Annotated in this window: 20 protein-coding genes and 2 tRNA genes; 2 read left to right on the top strand and 20 right to left on the bottom strand. The window is 61.8% G+C overall.

The genetic code is table 11. The features are described from left to right. Positions 1–166: 166 nt before the first annotated feature. From BFN10_RS26550 to leuC, 18 genes are all read right to left on the bottom strand, one after another. Positions 167–243 (bottom strand) — tRNA-Asp (locus tag BFN10_RS26550). 55 nt (positions 244–298) lie between these two features. Continuing rightward, a tRNA-Val gene (locus BFN10_RS26555) sits at positions 299–374 on the bottom strand. Between the two features lie 107 nt (positions 375–481). Continuing rightward, a complete protein-coding gene (locus BFN10_RS26560; RefSeq protein ID WP_071492214.1) occupies positions 482–1,246 on the bottom strand; it encodes an SDR family oxidoreductase in 765 nt (254 codons plus the stop codon). Between the two features lie 11 nt (positions 1,247–1,257). Further along, positions 1,258–2,469 carry an O-succinylhomoserine sulfhydrylase gene (locus BFN10_RS26565; RefSeq protein WP_071492215.1) on the bottom strand — a complete coding sequence of 404 codons (1,212 nt, stop codon included), beginning with the start codon at positions 2,467–2,469 and terminating at the stop codon, positions 1,258–1,260. A 65-nt stretch (positions 2,470–2,534) separates the two neighbouring features. Then, the gene (purF, locus tag BFN10_RS26570; RefSeq protein WP_058426877.1) at positions 2,535–4,040 is read right to left on the bottom strand and encodes an amidophosphoribosyltransferase; all 1,506 of its coding nucleotides are present in this window, start codon (positions 4,038–4,040) and stop codon (positions 2,535–2,537) included. A gap of 41 nt (positions 4,041–4,081) precedes the next feature. Further along, positions 4,082–4,639: a CvpA family protein gene (locus BFN10_RS26575; RefSeq protein WP_003192538.1), complete on the bottom strand. Its 558-nt coding sequence runs from the start codon at positions 4,637–4,639 to the stop codon at positions 4,082–4,084. Between the two features lie 113 nt (positions 4,640–4,752). Next, positions 4,753–5,412, bottom strand: a complete 660-nt coding sequence (locus BFN10_RS26580; protein WP_071492216.1) for an SPOR domain-containing protein — start codon at positions 5,410–5,412, stop codon at positions 4,753–4,755. Then, positions 5,396–6,703: a bifunctional tetrahydrofolate synthase/dihydrofolate synthase gene (folC, locus tag BFN10_RS26585; protein ID WP_071492217.1), complete on the bottom strand. Its 1,308-nt coding sequence runs from the start codon at positions 6,701–6,703 to the stop codon at positions 5,396–5,398. The genes BFN10_RS26580 and folC overlap by 17 nt, the downstream gene beginning before the upstream one ends. Then, positions 6,700–7,620 (bottom strand): acetyl-CoA carboxylase, carboxyltransferase subunit beta, encoded by a 921-nt coding sequence (gene accD / locus BFN10_RS26590; RefSeq protein ID WP_025856447.1) that lies wholly within the window; start codon positions 7,618–7,620, stop codon positions 6,700–6,702. Before accD ends, folC begins: the two co-directional genes overlap by 4 nt. Before the next feature lie 243 nt (positions 7,621–7,863). Further along, positions 7,864–8,496, bottom strand: a complete 633-nt coding sequence (locus tag BFN10_RS26595; protein ID WP_071492218.1) for a phosphoribosylanthranilate isomerase — start codon at positions 8,494–8,496, stop codon at positions 7,864–7,866. Between the two features lie 64 nt (positions 8,497–8,560). Next, on the bottom strand, positions 8,561–9,385 hold the full coding sequence (gene truA, locus BFN10_RS26600; protein ID WP_071492219.1) for a tRNA pseudouridine(38-40) synthase TruA: 825 nt from the start codon (positions 9,383–9,385) through the stop codon (positions 8,561–8,563). A gap of 141 nt (positions 9,386–9,526) precedes the next feature. After that, positions 9,527–12,076 (bottom strand): FimV/HubP family polar landmark protein, encoded by a 2,550-nt coding sequence (locus BFN10_RS26605; RefSeq protein ID WP_071492220.1) that lies wholly within the window; start codon positions 12,074–12,076, stop codon positions 9,527–9,529. A 162-nt stretch (positions 12,077–12,238) separates the two neighbouring features. Next, the gene (locus BFN10_RS26610; RefSeq protein ID WP_071492221.1) at positions 12,239–13,249 is read right to left on the bottom strand and encodes an aspartate-semialdehyde dehydrogenase; all 1,011 of its coding nucleotides are present in this window, start codon (positions 13,247–13,249) and stop codon (positions 12,239–12,241) included. A 239-nt stretch (positions 13,250–13,488) separates the two neighbouring features. Beyond that, the gene (gene asd / locus BFN10_RS26615) at positions 13,489–14,601 is read right to left on the bottom strand and encodes an aspartate-semialdehyde dehydrogenase (protein ID WP_058426885.1); all 1,113 of its coding nucleotides are present in this window, start codon (positions 14,599–14,601) and stop codon (positions 13,489–13,491) included. Between the two features lie 64 nt (positions 14,602–14,665). Then, positions 14,666–15,748 carry a 3-isopropylmalate dehydrogenase gene (gene leuB, locus BFN10_RS26620; RefSeq protein WP_071492222.1) on the bottom strand — a complete coding sequence of 361 codons (1,083 nt, stop codon included), beginning with the start codon at positions 15,746–15,748 and terminating at the stop codon, positions 14,666–14,668. 53 nt (positions 15,749–15,801) lie between these two features. After that, positions 15,802–16,566: a class I SAM-dependent methyltransferase gene (locus BFN10_RS26625; protein ID WP_071492223.1), complete on the bottom strand. Its 765-nt coding sequence runs from the start codon at positions 16,564–16,566 to the stop codon at positions 15,802–15,804. Positions 16,567–16,694: 128 nt separating this feature from the next. After that, complete coding sequence (leuD, locus tag BFN10_RS26630; protein ID WP_058426887.1) at positions 16,695–17,339, bottom strand: 3-isopropylmalate dehydratase small subunit; 645 nt, start codon at positions 17,337–17,339, stop codon at positions 16,695–16,697. Between the two features lie 10 nt (positions 17,340–17,349). Then, complete coding sequence (leuC, locus tag BFN10_RS26635) at positions 17,350–18,768, bottom strand: 3-isopropylmalate dehydratase large subunit (protein ID WP_058426888.1); 1,419 nt, start codon at positions 18,766–18,768, stop codon at positions 17,350–17,352. Positions 18,769–18,907: 139 nt separating this feature from the next. Here leuC and BFN10_RS26640 point away from each other — a divergent pair, with 139 nt between their 5' ends. After that, positions 18,908–19,798 (top strand): LysR family transcriptional regulator, encoded by an 891-nt coding sequence (locus tag BFN10_RS26640; RefSeq protein ID WP_071492224.1) that lies wholly within the window; start codon positions 18,908–18,910, stop codon positions 19,796–19,798. Between the two features lie 66 nt (positions 19,799–19,864). Beyond that, positions 19,865–23,143: an EAL domain-containing protein gene (locus tag BFN10_RS26645; RefSeq protein WP_071492225.1), complete on the top strand. Its 3,279-nt coding sequence runs from the start codon at positions 19,865–19,867 to the stop codon at positions 23,141–23,143. A gap of 4 nt (positions 23,144–23,147) precedes the next feature. Here the strand turns inward: BFN10_RS26645 and BFN10_RS26650 are convergent, their stop codons facing one another. Beyond that, positions 23,148–24,446, bottom strand: coding sequence for a hypothetical protein (locus BFN10_RS26650; RefSeq protein WP_071492226.1), 1,299 nt, complete (start codon positions 24,444–24,446; stop codon positions 23,148–23,150). A 142-nt stretch (positions 24,447–24,588) separates the two neighbouring features. After that, positions 24,589–25,560: hypothetical protein (locus tag BFN10_RS29545; protein ID WP_208610099.1), on the bottom strand; the 972-nt coding region annotated here is incomplete at its 5' end.

The raw sequence follows: 25,560 nt of genomic DNA on the forward strand, positions 1-25,560 counted from the left end.
ACTCGAACCCGCGACCCCCGGCGTGACAGGCCGGTATTCTAACCGACTGAACTACCGCTGCGTATCGCTTGACCGGCTGAACATAAGGACTCAACCGTCTTTAAACATCTGATCGATCAGCCTTGGCTGTTCAATCTCAAGTCCAACACATCGAACCTGGAAAATATGGCGCAGCGGACGGGACTCGAACCCGCGACCCCCGGCGTGACAGGCCGGTATTCTAACCGACTGAACTACCGCTGCGCGTCGGTGCAACCTTTAACGTTGCGTCTTGCCCTGAAGCAAAACTCTCAAGAAGTGGTGGGTGATGACGGGATCGAACCGCCGACCCTCTGCTTGTAAGGCAGATGCTCTCCCGGCTGAGCTAATCACCCTTTGCTTCGTTGAGGCCGCGAAATTTACGCAGGTAGCGGACCTAAGTCAATAGCCTGCTTGAAGTTTTTCTGAAAAAGACAAAATTGCTTCAAGACAGCTATGCACCCTACTCGCTGTAAATCATCTTCTTGCTCATGCCGCCATCCACGACAAACTCTTGCCCGGTAACAAACCCCGCCTGGCGCGACAACAGCCACGCCACCATTGCCGCCACGTCTTCCACGGTGCCTACCCTGCCCGCAGGATGCTGGGCGTGATCGGCGTCACTCAACGGCTCGGCACGCCGGGCCGCCGGGTCACGCGCATCGATCCAGCCGGGGCTGACCGCGTTGACCCGCACTTCCGGCCCCAGGCTCATCGCCAAGGCATGCGTCAGGGCCAGCAAGCCGCCCTTGCTCGCAGCATAGGCCTCGGTGTCCGGCTCCGATTGGCGAGCCCGCGTCGACGCCAGGTTGACGATAGCGCCGCCGTGGGCGCGCAGATACGGCGCACAGTGCTTGGCCAGCAACATCGGCCCACTGAGGTTCACCGCCAGCACCCGATTCCAGTACGCCAGGTCCAGGCTTTCCAGCGTGATGTTGCGCGGGTCGGCCACCGCCGCGTTGCAGACCAACGCGTCCAGGCGCCCGAACTGCCCCAACACCTCGGCGACCCCCTGGGCGACTTGCTTCTCGTCGGCCACGTCCATGCTGATAAACCAGGCATTCTCACCCAGCACCTTGGACACCTTGGAACCGCGCTCACGGTCCAGGTCGGTCAATACCACCTGCCAGCCTTCGCTGATCAGCCATGCGGCAATCCCGAGGCCAATGCCCCGTGCCGCGCCGGTGACCAGCGCAACACGGCCGTTACTGGCAACTGCGGCTTCCATGGACCACTCGATCACAAGGCTGCCAGCCCGCGAGCCAGGTCAGCCTGCAAGTCCGTCACGTCTTCCAGGCCTACCGCAATGCGGATCAGACTGTCACGAATACCCGCTGCCTCACGCTCCTGCGGCGCCAGGCGGCCGTGAGACGTGGTGCTCGGGTGGGTAATGGTGGTTTTGCTGTCACCCAGGTTGGCGGTGATGGAGATCAGGCGTGTCGCATCGATAAAGCGCCAGGCGCCCTCTTTGCCGCCCTTCACTTCGAAACTCACCACAGCACCGAAACCGCGCTGCTGACGCTGAGCCAATTCGTGTTGCGGGTGGCTCTTGAGGCCGGCGTAGTGCACCTTCTCGATGCCGTCCTGTTGCTCCAGCCATTCGGCCAGGGCCTGGGCGTTGGCGCAATGGGCCTTCATGCGCAGGCTCAGGGTTTCCAGGCCTTTGAGGAAGATCCAGGCGTTGAACGGGCTCAAGGTCGGGCCAGCGGTGCGCAGGAAGCCGACGACTTCCTTCATCTGTTCGCTGCGACCCGCCACCACACCGCCCATGCAACGACCCTGGCCATCGATGAACTTGGTGGCCGAGTGCACAACGATATCCGCGCCCAGCTTCAACGGCTGTTGCAACGCCGGAGTGCAGAAGCAGTTGTCCACCACCAGCATTGCGCCCTTGGCGTGCGCCACTTCGGACAACGCAGCGATATCCACTAGTTCGGCCAGAGGGTTGGACGGCGACTCGACGAACAGCAGCTTGGTGTTGGCCTTGATCGCCCCATCCCAGCCGGACAGATCCGCCAGGGGCACGTAATCGACTTCGATGCCGAAACGCTTGAAATACTTCTCGAACAGGCTGATGGTCGACCCGAACACGCTGCGCGACACCAGCACATGGTCGCCAGCGCTGCACAGGCTCATCACCACCGCCAGGATGGCGGCCATGCCGGTCGCCGTTGCAACCGCCTGCTCAGCGCCTTCCAGCGCCGCGATACGCTCTTCGAACGCACGCACGGTCGGGTTGGTGTAACGCGAATACACGTTGCCCGGCACTTCGCCGGCAAAGCGCGCAGCGGCATCGGCCGCAGTACGGAACACGTAGCTGGAGGTGAAGAACATCGGATCACCGTGCTCACCTTCCGGGGTGCGGTGCTGGCCGGCGCGCACAGCCAGGGTATCGAAAGCTACGCCATCGAGGTCGCTGTCCAACCGACCGGCATCCCATTCCTGACTCATGCTGCCACTCCTTACTCAATTCTTTATTTAAGATACAAAACCGGCCCCTCAGGGCCGGTTGTCACTCAGTTGTTGTACAGGTCGATGATCGCGCTGACCGCCTGGGTCTTGATCTTCGACGAGTCGTTGCGCGCCTGCTCGATCTTGTTCAGGTAGGCCTCGTCGACGTCGCCGGTCACGTACTTGCCGTCGAACACCGCGCAGTCGAACTGCTCGATCTTGATCTTGCCACCGCCGACCGCCTCGATCAGGTCTGGCAGGTCCTGGTAGATCAACCAGTCGGCGCCGATCAGGTCGGCCACGTCCTGTGTCGAACGGTTGTGCGCGATCAGCTCGTGGGCGCTCGGCATGTCGATGCCGTACACGTTCGGGTAACGCACGGCAGGCGCTGCGGAACAGAAGTACACGTTCTTCGCACCGGCTTCGCGGGCCATCTGGATGATCTGCTTGCAGGTGGTGCCGCGCACGATGGAGTCATCCACCAGCATCACGTTCTTGCCGCGGAACTCCAGCTCGATGGCATTGAGCTTCTGGCGTACCGACTTCTTGCGCGCTGCCTGGCCCGGCATGATGAAGGTGCGGCCGATGTAGCGGTTCTTCACGAAGCCCTCGCGAAACTTGACGCCCAGGTGGTTGGCCAGTTCCAGCGCAGCGGTACGGCTGGTGTCCGGGATCGGGATCACTACGTCGATGTCGTGCTCTGGGCGCTCGCGCAGGATCTTCTCGGCCAGCTTCTCGCCCATGCGCAGGCGCGCCTTGTAGACCGAAACGCCGTCGATGATCGAATCCGGACGCGCCAGGTAGACGTGTTCGAAGATGCACGGGGTGAGCTTCGGCGCCACGGCGCACTGACGGGTGTGCAGCTTGCCGTCTTCAGTGATGTACACCGCTTCGCCCGGCGCAAGATCGCGAATCAGGGTGAAGCCCAGCACGTCCAGGGAAACGCTTTCGGAAGCGATCATGTACTCGACGCCTTCGTCGGTGTGACGCTGGCCGAACACGATCGGGCGGATGCCGTGCGGGTCACGGAAACCGACGATGCCATAGCCGGTGACCATGGCCACTACCGCGTAACCACCGACGCAACGGTTATGCACGTCAGTAACGGCGGCGAATACGTCTTCTTCGGTCGGCTGCAGCTTGCCACGCTGGGCCAGCTCGTGGGCGAACACGTTGAGCAGCACTTCCGAGTCGGAACTGGTGTTGACGTGGCGCAGGTCAGATTCGTAGATCTCCTTGGCCAGTTGTTCGACGTTGGTCAGGTTGCCGTTGTGCGCCAGGGTGATGCCGTAAGGCGAGTTGACGTAGAAAGGTTGAGCTTCGGCCGACGTCGAGCTACCGGCAGTCGGATAACGCACATGGCCAATGCCCATATGCCCGACCAGGCGCTGCATGTGACGCTGATGGAACACGTCACGTACCAGACCATTGTCCTTGCGCAGGAATAACCGGCCGTCGTGGCTGGTCACAATACCGGCAGCGTCCTGGCCGCGGTGCTGGAGGACGGTTAGCGCGTCATACAGCGCCTGATTGACGTTCGACTTACCGACGATACCGACGATGCCACACATGCGACGCAACCCCTACTTAATGAATCTTGACTGAACACAACTTACTGAGGCGTTTTGGCCGGCAAGAGGTGTTCCTTGAACGGAAGATCAGCGGGTACGCTGATTCCGCTGGCCAGCCACTGACTGCTCCACCCCAGAATGAGGTTCTTGGACCAGTCTGCAACCAATAGAAATTTTGGCACGAGTACCGACTCCTGCCACCACGAATCCTGCTGTACCGGCCCCAGGCTCAAGAGCCCGACCGCCACGACCACCAGCAACGCGCCACGCGCGGCGCCGAAGGCCATGCCGAGAAATCGATCGGTCCCGGAGAGGCCGGTGACACGTATCAACTCGCCAATAAGATAATTGACCATTGCCCCCACCAGCAGCGTGGCGATGAACATGATGGCGCAGCCCGCGATGACGCGAGCCGAAGGTGTCTCGATGTATCCGGCCAGGTAGACCGACAATGAACCACCGAACATCCAGGCTACGACTCCTGCGATGATCCAGGTCAGCAACGACAGTGCTTCTTTGACGAAGCCGCGGCTTAGACTGATCAAAGCGGAGATGGCGACGATTGCAACAATCGCCCAATCAACCCAGGTAAATGGCACGTTGGAGCCTACGGACAGATGAGGCGGCGCATTTTAGCAGAGCGTCGGGCTGTCGGTAAGCTGTGATTGTGGCTGCCTTGCAAATCAGTAGTTTGGGGTGAGCAAATCCGCTTTCAACCCCGCTCAGGCTGGAACCGGGTCACGAAACCCTTGAGGTTCTGCTGGCGATCCAGCAAATCCCGCAGGCGGTCTGCCTCGGCACGCTCGATCAGCGGCCCGATAAACACCCGGTTCTTGCCATCGGCACTACGGATATAGGCGTTGTAGCCTTGGCTACGCAGCTTCTTCTGCAACGCGTCGGCGCCCTCGCGGCTGCCCAGGCTGGCCACCTGGATCGACCAACTGATCGGCAAGCCATTCGGATCGATGCGGCTCTGGCCGACATCCGGCTTGCCCGGCGCGGCGGGCTGCGGCGCTACCGGCTTGGGCGCAGGTGCCGGCGCAGCAGGCTTGGCCGCTACGGTCGGCGCAGGCGCCGGCTTGACCACCGGCACGCTCGGCTGCACCGGCATCGACGGCGCTTGCTGTGCGGCTACCTGAGCCTCAGTCGGCACCGGCTCCTCCTCCGGCAAGGCCTGAGGCTCTGGAACCACCACTGGCTCAACCTGCACCTGAGGCACCGTGGGCGCCTGGGGCGCGGCCGGCGCCTCGACAACGACCTGACGCTCTTCATCCTGGCGAGAAAACAGCATTGGCAGGAAGATCACCGCCAATGCCACCAGCACCAGGGCACCGACCATTCGCTGCTTGTATGCGCTATCCAGTAATGCCATGTGCAGCTTCCTCCGTGGAGCGCCGGGCTAACCACTCAAGCGCCTCGGCAACACAATAAAATGACCCGAACAACAGAATCTCATCGTCGGGCGTGGCAATGGCGCACTGTGCTTCAAGGGCATCGGTCACGCTTGCATACGACGTCACCGGCGCAGCAAGGTTCTGCAAGGCCGCTTCCAGCTCGGTGGCCGGGCGGCTGCGCGGTGTATCCAGCGGCGCGACGGCCCAGGCCTGGACACTGCCCAGCAAGGGCGCGACCACCCCTTCCAGGTCCTTGTCGGCCAGCAGACCGAACACAGCCAAGCGACGACCGACCGGCGGCGTACGTGACAGACGCTGCGCCAGGTACTCGGCCGCATGGGGGTTATGCCCCACGTCCAGCAGCAGGTTCAGGCGCTTGCCCTGCCATTCGAATTCACGTCGGTCCAGACGCCCTACCACGCGAGTCGCCAGCAAGGTGGCCGCGATCTGTTCGGCATTCCACGGCAGATCCAGCAGCAGATAGGCTTGCAGCGCAAGCGCGGCGTTTTCCATCGGTAGATTCAGCAGCGGCAGGCCGCTCAGCTCGACAACCTGGCCACGGGCATCACGCCCACGCCACTGCCAGTCAAAGGCGCCGATCTGGAGATTGAATTCGCGGCCACGCAGGAAAAATGGGCAATCCAGCTCACGCACCTTGTCCAGCAAGGTGTGCGGAGGATCGATATCACCACATAACGCCGGCTTGCCCTGGCGGAAGATCCCGGCCTTTTCATAGGCCACGGACTCACGGGTATTGCCAAGATAGTCGGCGTGGTCCACGCCAATACTGGTGATCAACGCCAAATCGGCATCCACCACGTTGACCGTATCCAGGCGCCCACCCAGGCCGACTTCCAGTACGACCACATCCAGTTGCGCACGCTCGAACAGCCAGAACGCCGCCAGGGTGCCCATCTCGAAGTAAGTCAGGGAGATCTCGCCCCGGCCCGCATCGAGTGCGGCGAAGGCTTCGCAGAGTTGCTCATCCGTGGCTTCGACACCATTGAGCTGCACCCGCTCGTTATAACGCAGCAGGTGCGGGGAATTGTAGACGCCGACTTTCAGCCCCTGGGCCTGCAGCAGCGCCGCGACAAAGGCACAGGTAGAGCCTTTGCCGTTGGTGCCGGTCACCGTGATCACTCGCGGCGCCGGGCGGCCCAACCCGAGGCGGGCCGCTACCTGTTGCGAGCGCTCCAGGCCCATGTCGATGGCGGACGGATGCAACTGCTCAAGGTAGGCGAGCCACTCGCCCAGGGTACGCTGGGTCATAGGTTTGCAGGCACCGGCGGCACGACGATCGGCTCGACTTTAGGCGCGACGTACACCGGGGTCGGCAGGCCCATCATTTGCGCCAGCAGGTTGCCCAGGCGTGGACGCAGCTCACCGCGCGGGATGATCAGGTCGATCGCACCGTGCTCCAGCAGAAACTCGCTGCGCTGGAAACCTTCCGGCAGTTTTTCACGCACGGTCTGCTCGATCACGCGCGGGCCGGCAAAGCCGATCAGCGCCTTGGGCTCGCCGACGATCACGTCACCCAGCATCGCCAGGCTGGCGGAAACGCCGCCGTAGACCGGGTCGGTCAGCACGGAGATGAACGGGATGCCTTCTTCACGCAGGCGTGCCAGGACCGCAGAAGTCTTGGCCATTTGCATCAGGGAGATCAGGGCTTCCTGCATGCGCGCACCACCGGAGGCCGCGAAGCAGATCATCGGGCAACGGTTTTCCAGGGCATAGTTGGCGGCGCGGACAAAGCGCTCACCGACGATGGCGCCCATGGAGCCACCCATGAAGGAGAACTCGAATGCCGACACCACGACCGGCATGCCCAGCAGCTTGCCGCTGACGGAAATCAGGGCGTCTTTCTCACCGGTCTGCTTTTGCGCAGCGGTCAGGCGGTCCTTGTACTTCTTGCCATCACGGAACTTCAGACGGTCAACCGGCTCCAGGTCGGCGCCCAACTCGTTACGGCCTTCGGCGTCGAGGAAGATGTCGATGCGGGCGCGGGCGCCGATACGCATGTGATGGTTGCACTTGGGGCAAACGTCCAGGGTCTTTTCCAGCTCCGGGCGGTACAGCACCGCGTCGCAGGATGGGCACTTGTGCCACAGACCTTCAGGAACCGAGCTTTTCTTCACCTCGGAACGCATGATCGAAGGGATCAGTTTGTCTACTAACCAGTTGCTCATGCTTTCTTTCTCCAGTACCGGTGGCTTGAACACAGCCCCGCGTATGCCCTTGAGCTAAATTCATATGTGGCGATGACACAGGCTGGACGGGGTCAGACGTTCGACCGGCCTTTTCCTGCCTGTATCCTCAGCCTTCCAGACAACCTGCCAGCGCAGGGTTGCCACTTCGTTTCCGGGCCACCACAGGCGGCGCCGGGCTGTTTTACACAGTGGTAGTTATGGACGGCGGCAGACTGCCAGCCGTCACATTGCACCCCTGCTGTTGCGCACAGCCTGCATGAATGCGCGAATCTTGCTGTGATCCTTGATGCCCTTGCCCTGCTCCACCCCACCGCTGACATCCACGGCATACGGCCGCACCTGTTCGATTGCCGCCCCGACATTTGCGGGGTTGAGCCCGCCGGCCAGGATGATCGGCTTGCTCAAGCCTGCGGGAATCAGCGACCAGTCGAACGCTTCGCCAGTACCGCCGGGTACGCCTTCGACATAGGTGTCCAGCAAAATCCCGCGGGCACTGCCGTAGGCGGAACACGCCGCCGCGATATCATCCCCGGCCTTGACGCGCAGCGCCTTGATATACGGCCGCTGGTAACTTTCACATTCCTCAGGCGTTTCGTCGCCATGGAACTGCAACATGTCCAAGGCTACGGCATCCAGGGTTTCGTTGAGCTCGCAGCGACTGGCATTGACGAACAGACCCACGGTGGTCACGAACGGCGGCAATGCGGCGATGATCGCTCGCGCCTGCAGCACGTTCACCGCCCGTGGGCTCTTGGCATAAAACACGAAACCGATGGCATCCGCCCCTGCCTCGACCGCCGCCAGCGCGTCTTCTATGCGGGTAATCCCGCAAATCTTGCTGCGAACGGCTGACATGTCGTGGAAACCTCCAGGGTTGGACCGAGAAAGCCCCGGATGGTAACAAAAGCTTTTCCGGGCGTCAGCCGCCAAGTTCGCTGAAACCTGTGAGGAAGTGTGGTCCGATGAAACGCTCCGGCAACTCGAACTCGTCGCGGTACTCCACATCCACCAGGTACAGGCCGAACGGGTGTGCCGTGACCCCTCCCGTGCGACGAACGCGGCTTTCCAGCACTTCCCTGGCCCACTCTACCGGACGCTCGCCAGTGCCGATGGTCATCAGCACCCCGGCGATGTTGCGCACCATGTGATGCAGGAAGGCACCGGCACGGATATCCAGCACGATCATCTTGCCGTGACGAGTCACCCGCAGGTGGTGGACCTCCTTGATCGGCGACTTGGCCTGGCACTGGCCAGCACGGAAGGCGCTGAAATCATGCACACCCACCAGGTGCTGCGCAGCCTCGGCCATGCGCTCGGCATCCAGCGGGCGGTGGTTCCAGGTAATTTCTTCGTTGAGGTGCGCCGGGCGGATCTGGTCGTTGTAAATCACATAGCGATAGCGCCGGGCGATGGCCTTGAAACGCGCATGAAAATGCGCCGGCATGACCTTGGCCCAACTGACGCTGACGTCATGGGGCAAATTGATATTTGCGCCCATCACCCAGGCCTTCATTGACCGCTCGGCCTGAGTGTCAAAATGCACCACTTGGCCACAGGCATGCACACCGGCGTCGGTACGCCCGGCGCACATCAGCGATACCGGTGAATCGGCGACTTTCGACAGGGCGTTCTCCAGGGTCTCCTGCACCGTCAGCACGCCGGACGCCTGACGCTGCCAGCCGCGATAGCGCGAGCCCTTGTATTCCACGCCCAAGGCGATGCGGTAAAAGCCTGCGGCCGCCATTTCGGCGGTCGGGTTATCTATATTTGCCAAGAACTGAGAGCCTGATGAGTTGCGCGAAGGCGGCCATTATGCCGGTTTGCAGGAGAGCCCACAAAAGCAAAACGGCGACCCGAAGGTCGCCGCTGTTTGAACAACGGGCTGTCAAGCCAACCGACCGAGCATTTCCTTGGCTTCGCCGCGTTGAACCTCATCGCCTTCGGTCAACACTTCGGAAAGGATATCCCGCGCGCCGTCCGCATCGCCCATGTCGATATAGGCCTGGGCCAGGTCGAGCTTGGTAGCCACCTCATCCGTGCCGGAGAGGAAGTCGAATTCCGGCTCATCATCGCCCAGCGCCGCGTCTTCCGCGGTAAAGGACGGCTCGATGGACGGATGTTCCAGGCTCTGGGACAGGCGATCCAGCTCGGCGTTGACATCATCCAGTTCCGACGTGAAAGCATCGGGCTTGGTGGCCGCTTCCGGCTCATCAGCCAGGGACAGGTCGAAATCCTCCGGCAAATCGAAGTCATCCAATGCCGCAGGCGTGAGGGTCGGCGGCTCCACGGCCGGCACGTCCTTCATCTGCTCTTCCAGGCCCGAGAGGAAGTCGTCGTCGGATTGTGCCGAAGCCGGGGCATCCAGTTGCAGGTCGAGATCGAAGTCCGACAAGTCGTCCGTCTCGGCCTTGGCTTCGGTCTGCTGCTGCAACAGCGACTCAAAGGTCTGCTGATCGTCCTTGATCTGAGCCGGGGAAGCTTCTTCAAGATCGTCCAGGCTGAGATCGAAATCAGTGTCAAAGGCCTCCGGCTGCGCAGGCGCCGGTTTGTCTTCGAGCAAATCCTTGACGTATTGAGCATCCAGGGCAGCAGCCGCCACCGCGGCACTGACACCCGCCGCCAACACGGCCATGGCCGGGAAGCGAGTCTTGAGCTGCTCGACCTGGGCGTGGTTTTCACCATTGGCCACCAGTTGACGCTCCTGGGTCACGAAGCCGTCCTTGTCGTTTTGCAGGCCGTAGACTTCCATCAACTTCAAGCGCAGGTCGCTGCGCTTGGGCTCATGCTTGATCGCTTGCTCCAGCACGTCGGCAGCCTGGTTCAGGTGGCCACGATCGATATGAGACTGGGCCTGGGCCAGCGCATCGTTTGAATTCACCGGGGCCACGGCAACCGCCAGCGGCGCAAGTACGGAAGCAACAGTCGGCACAACAACCGCCGGTTCAACCACCGGAGCCGGGGCCGGTGCGGCGGCCAGCTTTACGCTGGGCGGCGGCGTCTCCAGGCCTTCGAAGCTGCTCGGCGGCAGGTCGTCATGAAGGTTCGAGGTGAACTCCGGCTCTTCAGCCAGGGCCCGCGCCATGCGCAGGTGTTTTTCCTCTTCGCGGCGCGCATTGCGATGGCGCGCCCACAACAGCAGGAGCAGCAGCACCAGCAGGCCCGCCGCCCCCCCGATCACACCGAGAACAATCGGGTTGGTCAGCAGTTCATTGAATTTGCCGTCGGCGCTGGCCGGTGCCGCGTCCGCCTTGACCGGCTCAGGCGCTGGCGCGACGGGTGCAGGGGTGGCGACCTCGGGCGTAGCAGGTGCAGTGGATGGCTCGCCTGCCAACTGCGCGGGCATCGCGGCAGTCGCCGGAGCAGCCGGAACACCCTTTTCAGCCTGCAAGCGGGCGAGCTGATCGTTTTTCAGTTGAATCAGTTTTTGCAGCTTGTCCAACTGGCTTTGCAGGTCTGCCGCGCGGCTTTTCAGCTCTTCGTTGTCGCGACGGGTGGTGTCCAGTTGCTCCTGGGTCATCGCCAGCTTGTCGCTGAGTGCCGCGCTGTCGCCCGCCTTGCCCTTGGCGCCCTTCTTGGCGGCCTCGGCCGACACCAGGCTCAGGTTGTCTTTGGTGTTGGTACTTGCGGGCGCGTTACCGGCCTGGGTGCGCTTGGTGGCGTCCAGTTGCTGCTTGCCCGCTGCCGGGTTGGTGGCGGCGCGTCGGCCCTGGCGCCAGGCGGCATTTTGCGCGCTCACCTCAGCAATTGCCTGGGGTTGCGGCAGTGCAGTGCTTTGTACGGCATCCGGCAGACGCAGGACCTGGCCGGTTTTCAGCCGGTTGATATTGCCGTCTATGAACGCATCCGGGTTCAGCGCCTGGATCGCCAGCATGGTCTGCTGCACGGAGCCGCCATTACGGTGCTTCGCGGCGATTTCCCACAGGGTGTCGCGGGAGGTGGTGGTGTGCTGTGCCGGTTTGCTCGCGGCGGGCGCGGCGTTGGTCGGCGCAGCCAGACGCGGCGCAGGCGCGGCAGCGGTGGGTGCCGGCTGCTCGAACTTGGCCGGGTCGAGCAACACGCTGTAGTCACGCATCAAACGGCCATTAGGCCATTGCACCTGCAACAGGAAACGCACGTAGGAATCAGGCAACGGCTTGCTGGAGGTGACGCGCACCACGCTGCGGCCGTTTGGATTGACCACCGGGGTAAACGTCAGGTCATCGAGAAACGCCTGGCGATCAACGCCCGCGTCCACAAATGCCTGGGTCGAAGCCAGGCTTGGCGTGATCTCGGAGGCCGTGAGGCCACCGACATCGAGCAATTCGATTTCCACCGCCAACGGCTGGTTCAACTTCGACTTGAGGGTCATCTCCCCCAGCTGCAGCGCCTGCGCCATACCGGAGGACAGCGCCGAGGCGGCCGCTATTGCTAACACCAGTTTGCGAACTTGAACCATAGCCTCATCCTTTGTTTGAACACTCCCCGGCCTGCGAGAAGGTTGGTAACCGCTGCCATAAGGCATGGCGAGCCGATAGGTCACCGACGCGCAACTTTTCCTGCCTGGGACCAAGCATAGCGCCTGGCTAGAATCAATCTACAAATTGCCGCCAAGTATCTTTTACGCAAGGCCTTTTATCAACAACTGCGCCAGCTGCACGGCATTCAGTGCGGCGCCTTTGCGTACGTTATCTGACGTCAGCCACAGATTTAGTTCCGCCGGGTCATCCACACCTGCCCTGACGCGACCGACGTAGACCACATCCTGGCCCACTGCATCGCCGACGGCTGTAGGAAAATCCCCTTCATCCACAAGCTCGATGCCCGGCGCAGCGTCAAGTGCGCGGCTCACCGCCGCCAGATCGACCGCCTCCCCCAGTTGCAAGGACACTGTCAGGCTATCGCCAAAAAACACCGGGGCTTGAACGCAGGTTGCGGAAATCTTTAGCAAAGGTAATTCCAGCACTGCACGCAACTCATGGACCAGGCGTTTTTCCAGGGCCGTATGCCCCTGGGCGTCTGGCGTGCCAACCTGCGCCAACAGGTTGAAGGCGACCTGCCGATCAAAGAACTTCGGCTCCAGCGGGCGCATATTCAGCAGCTCGGCGGTTTGCCGGGCCAGTTCGCTGACGGCTTCACGCCCTTGGGCCGACATCGCCAGGCTGGCGGTGACGTTCACCCGCTGGATATCCAGCAAGCCCCGCAGAGGCGCCAGCACCACCGCCAGGTTGGTCGCCGACGGGCTGGGGCTGCCGAGCTGGAACGGCTTCTTCAGCCCCTCCAACACGTGGGCATTGGCCTCCGGCACCACGTGCGGAGCCTGCGTGGCCGGCAAGGCGCCGGACAAGTCGATCACCGAGCACCCAGCCGCCGTGGCACGCGGCGCAAAACTCAGGGTGACCGCCGGCCCCGCCGCAAAGAACGCCAACTGCGCCTTGCTGAAGTCGAATTCGTCGACCTCCTTGACCCGCACATTCCTGCCACGAAAGGGCACGGAGGCGCCCGCCGAGTTGTTGCCCGCCAGCAAATACAGAGTGCCCACCGGAAAATCCAACTCTTCCAGGATCTGCACCAGGGTTTCGCCGACGGTGCCGGTGGCGCCGATCACGGCGATTTCAAAGGTCTGGGTCATGGGGGCTGCCTCGGGCATTGCGGGGGGAGCGGCACTTTACCGGGTGGTGGGGGGTGAGGCAATTAAGCTGGCATTTGTGGTAGGGCTGATGGCCTTATCGGGGGCAAGCCCCCTCCCACACTCGAACGGGTTCGCAGGTCAAAATGTGGGAGGGGGCTTGCCCCCGATGAGGCCCGACCAAACAACAAAAAACCCGCGCCTGTCACCAGAGCGCGGGTTTCCATCATTGCTTCACGCGATCAACGCTCCAGCAAGATCCGCAACATGCGGCGCAGCGGCTCGGCCGCGCCCCACAGCAACTGGTCGCCCACGGTGAACGCACCGAGGAACTGGCTGCCCATGTTCAGTTTGCGCAGACGACCCACCGGTACATTCAGGGTGCCGGTGACCTTGGTCGGGCTCAGTTCCTGCATGCTGATATCACGGTTGTTCGGCACCAGCTTGACCCACGGGTTGTGCTGGCTGATCAACGCTTCGATATCGGCGATCGGCACGTCTTTGTTCAGCTTGATGGTCAGCGCCTGGCTGTGGCAGCGCATCGCGCCGATGCGCACGCAGATGCCGTCCACCGGGATCGGGCTCTTGAAGCGGCCGAGGATCTTGTTGGTCTCGGCCTGGGCCTTCCACTCTTCGCGGCTCTGGCCGTTCGGCAGTTCCTTGTCGATCCATGGGATCAGGCTACCGGCCAACGGCACGCCGAAGTTTTCGGTCGGGTAGGCATCGCTGCGCATGGCTTCGGCCACGCGGCGGTCGATGTCGAGGATCGCGCTGGCCGGGTCGGCCAGTTGATCGGCGACCGCGGCGTGGGTCGCACCCATCTGCTTGATCAGCTCACGCATATTCTGCGCGCCGGCCCCAGAGGCCGCCTGATAGGTCATGGCACTCATCCACTCGACCAAGCCAGCTTCGAACAAGCCGCCCAGGCCCATCAGCATCAGGCTGACGGTGCAGTTGCCGCCGACGTAGTTCTTGGTGCCGGCATCCAACTGCTGGTCGATGACCTTGCGGTTCACCGGGTCGAGGATGATCACCGCGTCGTCCTGCATGCGCAGGCTCGAGGCGGCGTCGATCCAGTAACCCTGCCAGCCGGCTTCGCGCAGCTTGGGGAAGACTTCGCTGGTGTAGTCGCCACCCTGACAGGTCAGAATCACGTCGAGGGTTTTCAGCTCTTCAATGTTGTAGGCGTCCTTGAGCGGAGCAATATCCTTGCCCACGGACGGCCCCTGGCCACCCACATTCGAAGTGGTGAAAAACACCGGCTCGATAAGATCGAAATCCTGCTCTTCCAGCATCCGCTGCATGAGCACGGAACCGACCATACCGCGCCAACCGATCAGACCTACACGTTTCATCGCAACTACACCTTGTTAAAAAGTGGGCCGCCTTGCAGCAACAACTGCAAGCGGGCCCGAGAGATTACAGATTCCGCAGCGCGGCGACTACTGCGTCGCCCATTTCTTGCGTACCGACCTTGGTGCAACCCTGCGACCAGATGTCGCCGGTGCGCAACCCCTGATCCAGCACCAGGCTCACGGCCTTCTCGATGGCATCCGCCGCGTCGCTCAGGTTGAAGCTGTAACGCAGCATCATCGACACCGACAAAATGGTCGCCAGCGGGTTGGCAATGCCCTGGCCCGCGATGTCCGGCGCCGAACCGTGGCAAGGCTCGTACATGCCCTTGTTGTTGGTGTCCAGGGACGCCGACGGCAGCATGCCGATGGAACCGGTGAGCATCGACGCCTGGTCGGACAGGATGTCGCCGAACAGGTTGTCGGTGACGATCACGTCGAACTGCTTCGGCGCACGCACCAGTTGCATGGCGGCGTTGTCGACGTACATGTGGCTCAGTTCGACGTCCGGGTAGTCCTTGGCCACTTCTTCGACGATTTCGCGCCACAGTTGGCTGGAGGCCAGTACGTTGGCCTTGTCCACCGAGCAGACCTTCTTGCCACGCACGCGGGCCATGTCGAAGCCGACACGGGCGATACGGCGGATTTCACTCTCGCTGTACGGCAGGGTGTCGTAGGCCTGGCGCTCGCCATTTTCCAACTCGCGCACGCCGCGTGGCGAGCCGAAGTAGATACCGCCGGTCAGCTCACGCACGATCAGGATATCCAGGCCCGCGACCACTTCCGGCTTGAGGCTCGAGGCGTCGGCCAGTTGCGGGTAGAGGATCGCCGGGCGCAGGTTGCCGAACAGGCCCAGTTGCGCACGGATTTTCAGCAGGCCGCGCTCAGGGCGGATGTCACGTTCGATCTTGTCCCATTTCGGGCCGCCCACGGCGCCGAGCAGTACGGCGTCGGCCGCACGCGCACGCTCCAGGGTCTCATCGGCCAGCGGTACACCATGCAAGTCGATGGCCGCGCCGCCGATCACATCGTGGCTCAGCTCGAAACCCAGGCTGTACTTGCTGTTGGCGAGTTCCAGCACCTTGACCGCTTCGGCCATGATTTCCGGACCAATACCGTCGCCAGGGAGAATCAGAATCTGCTTGCTCATGCGTTCCTCATTTCATCAAGCGACCCGCCCGTGGGCAGGTCGGGAAAAATCAATCAGCGTTCGGCGAAGACCACCAGCACGTCGGTGCTGAAGGTGCCGTCGGCCTGAATTTCGTAATAATCGCGCACTTCCTGACCCATCGCCTGTTGCAGCTCGAGGATCGCCGCGCGCAGCACCTGCGGCGTGCGCATGCGCTCGACCCACGAGGTGTATTCCAGGCGCAGGCGCTGGCGACTGCTGGTTCGTACATGCAGACCGGATTCGCTGAGCTGCTGCATCCACTCGGCGGCAGAGTAATCGCGCACGTGGCTGGTGTCGCGCAGCACTTCGACGGTTTGCAGGTAAGTGTCCAACAGCGGGCTGCCCGGTGACAAGACATCGACGAAGGCCGCCACGCCACCCGGCTTGAGCACCCGACGCACTTCACGCAGGGCCAGGCCGAGGTCGCTCCAGTGGTGGGCCGAATAACGGCTGAACACGAAGCCGAACTCGCCATCGGCGAACGGCAGGCGCTCAGCGGCGCCGTTCACGGTGCGGATATTGTCCAGACCACGGTCCGTCGCAGCGGCGGCGACCACGTCGAGCATCTGCTGGGACAGGTCGTAGGCGACCACTTCCTTGACCAGCGGCGCGACGTGAAAGCTGACATGACCGGCACCGCAGCCCAGGTCCAGCAGTCGCGCACTGCCCTGCCCGGCCAGTTCGGCCTGGAGCAGCGCGAATTCGGTGCCCTGGGCGTGCACGGCACTGCTCAGGTAGGCGGAGGCTTGCTCGCCGAATTGTTTTTGCACAACTTGGGTGTGGGCGGTGGTGGTCATGGTGGTTTCCTTGGGTTTTGGGGTGTTGGTACTGGCGCTATCGCAGGCAAGCCAGCTCCCACAGTTGGAATGCATTCCAATGTAGGAGTCGGGCTTGCCCGCGATGGGGCCCGCACGGTTACCGCCAATCAGGCATCGCGAAACAACCAAGGCTGGCTCGCCCGGTGCCTGGCTTCAAACGCGGCAATCGCATCGCCGTCCTGCAAGGTCAGGCCGATATCGTCCAGGCCGTTGATCAGGCAGTGCTTACGGAACGCATCCACTTCAAAGTGATACACCTTGCCGTCTGGACGGGTCACAGTCTGCGCGGCCAGGTCGACAGTCAGTTGGTAGCCCTCTTCGGCCTCGACCTGCTTGAACAGCTCGTCCACTTCGGCATCGCTCAAGATGATCGGCAGCAGGCCGTTCTTGAAGCTGTTGTTGAAGAAGATGTCGGCATAGCTCGGCGCGATGATGCTGCGAAAGCCATACTCTTCCAGGGCCCATGGCGCGTGTTCACGGCTGGAACCGCAGCCGAAGTTTTCCCGGGCCAGCAAGACGCTGGCGCCCTGGTAACGCTCGGCGTTGAGCACAAAATCCTTGTTCAGCGGGCGCTTGGAGTTGTCCTGGTAGGCGTAGCCCACATCCAGGTAGCGCCACTCGTCGAACAGGTTCGGGCCGAAGCCGGTGCGCTTGATCGACTTCAAGAACTGCTTGGGAATGATCTGGTCGGTGTCGACGTTGGCGCGATCCAAAGGGGCGACAAGGCCGGTGTGTTGGGTAAAAGCACGCATCGGGTATTCCTCAGATCAATTCGCGAACGTCGATGAAACGACCGTTGACGGCAGCGGCGGCGGCCATGGCCGGGCTGACCAGGTGGGTACGCCCACCGGCGCCCTGACGCCCTTCGAAGTTACGGTTGGAGGTGGACGCGCAGTGCTCACCCGACTCCAGGCGGTCCGGGTTCATCGCCAGGCACATGGAGCAGCCCGGCTCACGCCATTCAAAACCGGCCTCGAGGAAAATCTTGTCCAGGCCTTCGGCTTCAGCCTGCGCCTTGACCAGGCCCGAGCCCGGCACCACGATGGCTTGCTTGATAGTCGAAGCCACTTTGCGGCCCTTGGCGATCACCGCCGCGGCGCGCAGGTCTTCGATCCGCGAGTTGGTGCAGGAACCGATGAACACGCGATCCAACTGAATGTCGGTAATCGCCTGGTTGGCCTTCAAGCCCATGTACTTCAAGGCGCGCTCAATGGAGCCGCGCTTGACCAGGTCGGCTTCCTGCGCGGGGTCCGGCACGTTCTGGTCGACAGCCAGGACCATCTCCGGCGAGGTACCCCAGCTGACTTGCGGCTTGATCTGGGCAGCGTCGAGCTCGACCACGGTGTCAAACACCGCATCGGCATCGGAGACCAGGTCTTTCCAGGCTTCGACAGCGGCGTCCCAATCTTTGCCTTGTGGGGCAAATGGACGGCCCTTGACGTATTCAACGGTCTTTTCGTCCGCCGCCACCATGCCCACGCGGGCACCGGCTTCGATGGACATGTTGCAGATGGTCATGCGGCCTTCGATGGACAGGTCGCGAATCGCGCTGCCGGCGAACTCGATGGCATGGCCGTTACCGCCGGCGGTGCCGATCTTGCCGATCACGGCGAGCACGATGTCCTTGGCGGTCACGCCGAACGGCAACTGGCCTTCGACTTTAACCAACATGTTCTTCATCTTTTTGGCGACCAGGCACTGGGTGGCGAACACATGTTCCACCTCGGAGGTGCCGATACCGTGGGCCAAGGCGCCGAACGCACCGTGGGTGGACGTATGGGAGTCGCCGCACACCACGGTCATGCCCGGCAAGGTGGCGCCCTGCTCCGGACCGATCACGTGCACGATGCCTTGACGCACGTCATTCATCTTGAATTCAGTGATGCCATATTCGTCGCAGTAGTCATCGAGGGTCTGCACCTGCAAACGCGACACCTGGTCGGCAATGGCTTCGATGCCGCCCTTGCGCTCAGGGGTGGTCGGCACGTTGTGGTCCGGGGTGGCGATGATGGAGTCGACGCGCCAAGGCTTGCGCCCGGCCAGCCGCAGGCCTTCGAACGCTTGGGGCGAGGTCACTTCATGGATGATGTGGCGGTCGATATAGATCAGCGACGAACCATCGTCGCGCCGTTTCACTTCATGGGAATCCCAAAGCTTGTCGTAAAGCGTTTTGCCGGCCATCAGTCGGTCCTCATCAGCGGTGTTTCTCTATGCCGGGCTTTTCAATAACCCTTTGGCTTGTGAGGCTGATGGTATGGCGCTACATTAAATAACTCAAATTCATATTTTTTATGCTTTGGATTACCAACTGGAATACACCATGGACCTGGCCAACCTCAATGCCTTTATCGCCATCGCCGAGACCGGCAGCTTCTCCGGCGCCGGTGAGCGCCTGCACCTGACCCAGCCGGCCATCAGCAAGCGCATTGCCGGCCTGGAGCAACAATTGAAGGTGCGCCTGTTCGATCGCCTGGGCCGTGAAGTCGGCCTGACGGAGGCCGGACGGGCCTTGCTGCCACGCGCCTATCAGATCCTCAACGTGCTGGACGACACGCGCCGCGCCCTCACCAACCTCACCGGCGAAGTCAGCGGGCGCCTGACCCTGGCCACCAGCCACCATATCGGCCTGCATCGCCTGCCGCCGGTGCTGCGCGCCTTCACCCGGGCGTACCCGAATGTGGCGCTGGATATTCAGTTTCTCGATTCGGAAGTGGCCTACGAAGAAATCCTCCACGGCCGCGCCGAAGTGGCGGTGATCACCCTGGCGCCCGATCCCCACAACCTGGTGCGCGCCACCCCGGTGTGGGACGACCCACTGGATTTCGTGGTGGCGCCAGAGCACAGCCTGATCAGCAACGGCCACGTCAACCTGGCCGATATTGCCGGCCACCCGGCAGTGTTTCCCGGCGGCAACACCTTCACCCACCATATCGTCAGCCGGTTGTTCGAAGCCCAGGGCCTCACGCCGAATATCGCGATGAGCACCAACTACCTGGAAACGATCAAGATGATGGTGTCGATCGGCCTGGCCTGGAGCGTGTTGCCGCGCACCATGCTCGATGATCAGGTGGCAAGTATCGCTTTGCCGGGCATACAGCTCAGTCGCCAGCTAGGCTATATCGTGCACACCGAAAGGACGCTGTCGAATGCTGCGCGGGCTTTCATGAGCCTATTGGATGCACAGGTCGATCTGCCAGGGATACCGGCATGAAACCGTGCGGCCTCAAGGTCTGAACTGTACCGCGCCATACGCCCATCGAGCCAAGGCCCTTTGATAATGCGCAACCCCGTCGACTCCGTGCCACCCCTGCCCCGCATTTACGCCCTGGACCCCCAAGAGGCGGAACAAAGCTGGGACAGTGCCCCGCAACTGCTGGCCGCGCTCAACGCTGCCCGGCTGGGCGCCTGGTGCTGGGAAATCGACACCGGCAGGATAAGCTGGTCGCGGGGCACCCAGGCGCTGTTCGGCTTTGACCCGCGCCAGCCACTGCCCAAGGACCTGGACTATCTGGACCTGCTGGCACCGGCGGATCGCGCCAGGGTGGTACGGGCCTTTCACGCGGTGCTGGCGGGCGAGCCGTTCGAGCAGGCCATGCACCACCGTATCCAATGGCCCGACGGCAGCTTCCACTGGTTGGAAATCAACGGCAGCCTGTTACCGGACAAGGCCGGACGCCGGCGCATGATCGGCGTGATCCGCGAAATCACCCACCAACGCGAGCGGGAAAGCGCCCTCAGCCACTCCGAAAAGCGCTTCGCCACGCTGTTTCACTTGTGCCCCAACATGGTCTTGCTGACGCGCCAGTCCGACGGACTGATCAGTGAAGCCAACCAGTATTTCGAGATGCTCTTCGGCTGGCCGGTCGCCGATGCCATCGGCCGCACCACCCTGGACCTGGGCCTGTGGCGCCACCCCGAGCAACGCGCGCAGCTGGTCAAGGCCACCCAGCGCAAGGGCGAGCCCATCACCATGGAGGTGCAATTTTGCGCCAGTAACGGCCAAATCCACGATGGCACGCTCAGCGCACAAAAAGTCGAACTGGAGGGCGAGGCCTACCTGATCAGTACGTTTCTCGACACCACTGAGCGCAAAAACGCCGAGCAGGCCCTCAAGGACAGCCAGGAGCGCCTCGACCTGGCCCTGGACTCGGCGCAACTGGGCACCTGGGACTGGCACATCCCCACCGGCATGCTCTACGGCTCGGCCCGCGCCGCCCAATTGCACGGCCTGCCGCCGGAGCCGTTCCATGAGTTCTTCGACGCCTTCTTCGAGGGCATGCCCGATGAAGAGCGCGATAGCATGCGCAACGCCTACCGCACCCTACGCGAAGGCCCGGCCGGCAACTATCAGCTGACGTATCGCGTGCCCATGGAAGACGGCAGCTCACGCTACCTCGAAAGCCGCGCCCGCCTGTACCGCGATGAGCACGGGGCGCCCCTGCGTATGGCCGGCACTCTGCTGGATATCACCGACCAGGTGGAACGCGAACAACGCCTGACCGCTTCCGAAGAAAAATTTGCCAGCCTGTTCCAGGCCAGCCCGGACCCGATCTGCGTCACCTGTCTGGAGGGCGGCGCGTTTATCGAGATCAACCCCGCGTTTACCCAGACCTTTGGCTGGACGGCCGCCGAGGTCATCGACAAAAGCGCCGAAGAGATCGGCCTGTGGGACGAGTCGAGCAAGCGCCTGCAGCGTATCGAGCGGGTGATCCGCGAGCAGGCATTGAACAATGTGGCGATCGTGGTGCATCACAAGAGCGGCCAAAGCCTGACCTGCGTGATATCCAGCCGTCTGATCAAGGTGGGCGACCAGTCGTGCATCGTCACCACGCTGCGCGATATCACCCAGCAGCAGCGCTCGGAAGCGGCGCTCAAGGCCAGCGAAGAGAAGTTCGCCAAGGCCTTCCATTCCAGCCCCGACGCCATTTCCATCACTGAGCGCGACACCGGTCGATATGTGGAGGTCAACGACGGCTTCTGCCGCCTGACCGGCTACCGCGCCGAGGAAGCCATTGGCCTGACGCTGTATCAGATCGGCATCTGGGCCGATGAAAACCAGCGCGCCGCGCTGCTGGCCGAGTTGCAGATCAAGGGCCGCATTCATCACCTGGAAATGCTCTGGCACAACAAGCGCGGCGAGTTGCTGGCGGTGGAAGTCTCGGTGGAGCCCATCACCCTGAATGAAACCCCGTGCCTGTTGCTGACCGCCCGCGATGTGAGCCTGCTGAAAAACGCCCAGGCGCAGATCCGCCACCTGGCCTATCACGACCCGCTGACCAACCTGCCCAACCGCGCCCTGCTGATGGACCGCCTGAGCCAGCAGATCGCCTTGCTCAAGCGCCACAATTTGCGCGGCGCACTGCTGTTCCTCGACCTCGACCACTTCAAGCACATCAATGATTCCCTCGGCCACCCGGTGGGTGACACGGTGTTGAAGATTGTCACCGCGCGCCTGGAAGCCAGCGTGCGCATGGAAGACACCGTGGCGCGCCTGGGGGGAGATGAGTTTGTGGTGCTGCTCAGCGGCTTGGAAGGCTCGCGCATGGAAGTCAGCGGCCAGGTGCAGGAGTTGGCCGACACCCTGCGTGAGTTGCTCTCGGAGCCGATGTTCCTGGACGGTCATCGCCTGCAGGTCACGCCAAGCATTGGCGTGGCATTGATTCCCGATCACGGCTCCACGCCAGCGGACTTGCTCAAGCGTGCCGACATCGCCCTGTATCGCGCCAAGGATTCAGGGCGCAACACCACGCAGATGTTTCACAACAGCATGCAAAAAACCGCCAGCGAACGCCTGCGCATGGAGACAGACTTGCGCCTGGCCTTATCACGTGGCGAGTTCAGCGTGCATTACCAACCCCAGGTGGACGCGCGGGGCAACAAGATCGTCGGCGCCGAGGCCCTGGTACGCTGGCAACACCCGCAATTGGGCGCTCAGTCACCTTCCGAATTCATCAAGGTGCTGGAAGACAGCGGCCTGATCCTTGAGGTGGGCACTTGGATCCTGGATGAAGCCTGCGCGGCCTTTCAACAACTGATCCACGAAGGCTTGGTAGACCCACTGAATTTCAGCCTGTGCGTGAACATCAGCCCCCGGCAGTTTCGCCAGAACGACTTCGTGGAGCGGGTGGAGCGCAGCCTCAAGCAACATCAGTTGCCGTTCAGCCTTTTGAAACTGGAGATCACCGAAGGCATCGTGATCCAGAATCTGGACGACACCATCAGCAAAATGCGCCGCCTGAAAAAACTCGGCGTTAGTTTTGCCATGGACGACTTCGGCACCGGCTATTCATCGCTCACTTACCTCAAGCGGCTGCCGGTGGATGCGCTGAAGATCGACCAGTCCTTTGTGCGCGACGCGACCCATGACCCCAACGACGCTGAAATCATCCGTGCGATTGTGGCAATGGCCCGCAGCCTGAACCTGGAAGTGATCGCCGAAGGCGTTGAAACCCCGGAGCAACTGGCATTCCTGCAAAAACTGGGCTGCCATTTGTTCCAGGGTTATTTGCATAGCCGACCCTTGCCGATCGAGGGATTCCGGCAACTGTTGAAGTAGCCCCTCACACCAGCTTCAATGCCCACATTGCTCTATCGGACCACCCCGATGCCATCAAGCCGAGCTTTTGGCCGTAGTTGTCCACCGAGCCGCCTATGGCCACAACCGAATGCCAGTGGTCTGCGAGGGTGCCAATGGCGCCTCTGGCCAACTCTTGTGGACTGCTCTGCCGCACGTAGGCAGACAACCCCAACCTGCGCAACACCTGGCCCGGCGCTTCTCCGTCGTTCAACGAATGCATGGCGTCCTCGAAACTGCGGCCAGCACGCATGTCATTGTTCTCCATTTGCGCACGCTTGGCGCTCACGGCATACAAAAAAATAGCGTCGTCCTTGAGCGCCTGGTCAGAACCGTCCAGGTTTGCCCCATGCTCGGCCTTGCGTCGCTCTTCATGGCTGAGAAACACCTTGTAGCCATCACGCATGATCACCTCAAAACCACCGGGTACAGCGCTGAGACTTTTGTAAATGCCCGCGGGATTCTGGCCAAACCTCATCATCGCGGCTTTGATCGCCGACACCGCGACACAATTACCTTCGGCACCTTGATAAAAGCCGCTCCATATATTCTTGGGTTTCATGCCGACCGGCATCTGTGAAACAACCGTGTTTCTGCCATTCGGCGAAGCCGTGTCGGGTTGGGCTTTGTCGTTGAACAGCCGGTAGCCGTACCCGCGGTCAACACGGCGCCTACCGTTGCAGTCGTGCCTGACGCCATCGAGAACAAACGCACTGCCTCGGCTATGCGTCTCGAGCACACCCGCCCCCCCATCACCCACCATCTGATGTGCCGGAACATATTGCGACAGCCCGTACACACCCATGCCCTGCAGCCCTCGCAGCGTCGTCTCACCCTGCAGAGTGTCAGCCAGAGCGTCCTCAAAGCGGTGATAGCCGCCCATCACCTGCTTACGTTTAACATAGGCGGCGAGCGCGACGTTGGCGCTGTCGACTGCGTCGCTGTCTGCGCCGGTGAAACGGGAGGCGCGCCTTGTCTGTTCGAGTTCGTGGTGGGAAATCTTTCCCTTGAACTCATCCTTCATGGTGAAGGCATACCCCCCGGCAGCCGGTGCGAACCAGGCAAACATGTCTTCAGGTCTTGGCCCAAAGGTTGCCATCATCATCTTGATGACCGCCGCAAGGGTGCTGGTATCAAAGTTCTCGCCAAAATGCCGCCGAGAAGCCTCAAAGCCAACGCCCTTTGCGGTCGGTTTGGCAACCGCCTGCTCCGTAGCGTGGGTAACGTGCCTGTAGTCCGGTGAATTTCCCCAGCCGACAGGAGGAGCAAAGACAGCAAAGGTCATAAACCCTCCGAAACCAAATTGAATGAGTGAAAAAAACGCTGCCCCCCAACCAGCCCTCCCCAATCGCACCTGTGATCGGGGAGGCTGGATCCCTCATCAAACCCTTAAGACGAGCCGGGTGTTATCAAGGCTCGCCTGCACATCAGGCCCTTACCCCCTCCAGTCGAGGATTCATGACCCGGCGCGGGGCGGTGGGGTTTTTCACTTCGACAGTTGGCCCTGCATCAACCTTGTCCGAAGGTTTTTGCTCTGGATTAGGCGGCGTCTGTACCTTGGGTTCAGACTCGACCTTCACCTCGACCTTTTGCTCCGGGTTCGACTCGCCATTCACCTTGGATTCAGTCCCCACTCTCGCCTCTGCCTTCAACTGAGAAATGGTCTTTACTTCCGCCTCCGGCTGCGTATCCAGCGACACACGCGTCGACTGCCCCGGGGTAATGTCACGGATTTTTACTGGTTGGTTCTCCCCCCACCCCTCCGAACTGATCCGCACGTTGACACCGGCCTCCACACGCACCCTGAATTGTTTGCCTTCCTCAGGTGTAAGGCTCACTTGCGTACTGCCATCTGGCATGACCTGCACTTGGGCATCACTACCCGACGTGCCCACCTGCGTGTCACTGCCAACTTTGCCCTGAACGCTATTTCCGACAGTCTCCGCCGACGAACTATTGCTAAAACCAGTGATGTTCATCTGCTTGCCGCCACTCGCGTTCGCTTTAACATCACCGTCCTTGCCGGAAGTCACTGAGGTCGATTTTTTACCGCCCGCCGTATTGACGTGTGCACCGCCGCTGGAATCAACATTGACTTGAGCGTCCTTACCCGCAGTGACTGTCGGCGATTGAGTATGATCGCTAGCAGTCTTCACTCCCATGGAGGCATCAGCACCGACGCTTACATTGCCGTCCTTGCCCACAGTGACTGTCGCCGCTTTATTATCGCCTGTGGTTTTAACTTGCACGGAGCCGTCAGCACCAACATTGACTTTAGCGTCCTTATCTGCGGTGACTGTCGATTTAGTACCATCACCAGCAGTCTTCACTTGCACAGAGCCGTCAGCACCAACATTGACTTTAGCGTCCTTATCTGCGGTGACTGTCGATTTAGTACC

It is taken from the genome of Pseudomonas extremorientalis, assembly GCF_001870465.1.
Classification (GTDB): Bacteria; Pseudomonadota; Gammaproteobacteria; order Pseudomonadales; family Pseudomonadaceae; genus Aquipseudomonas; species Aquipseudomonas extremorientalis.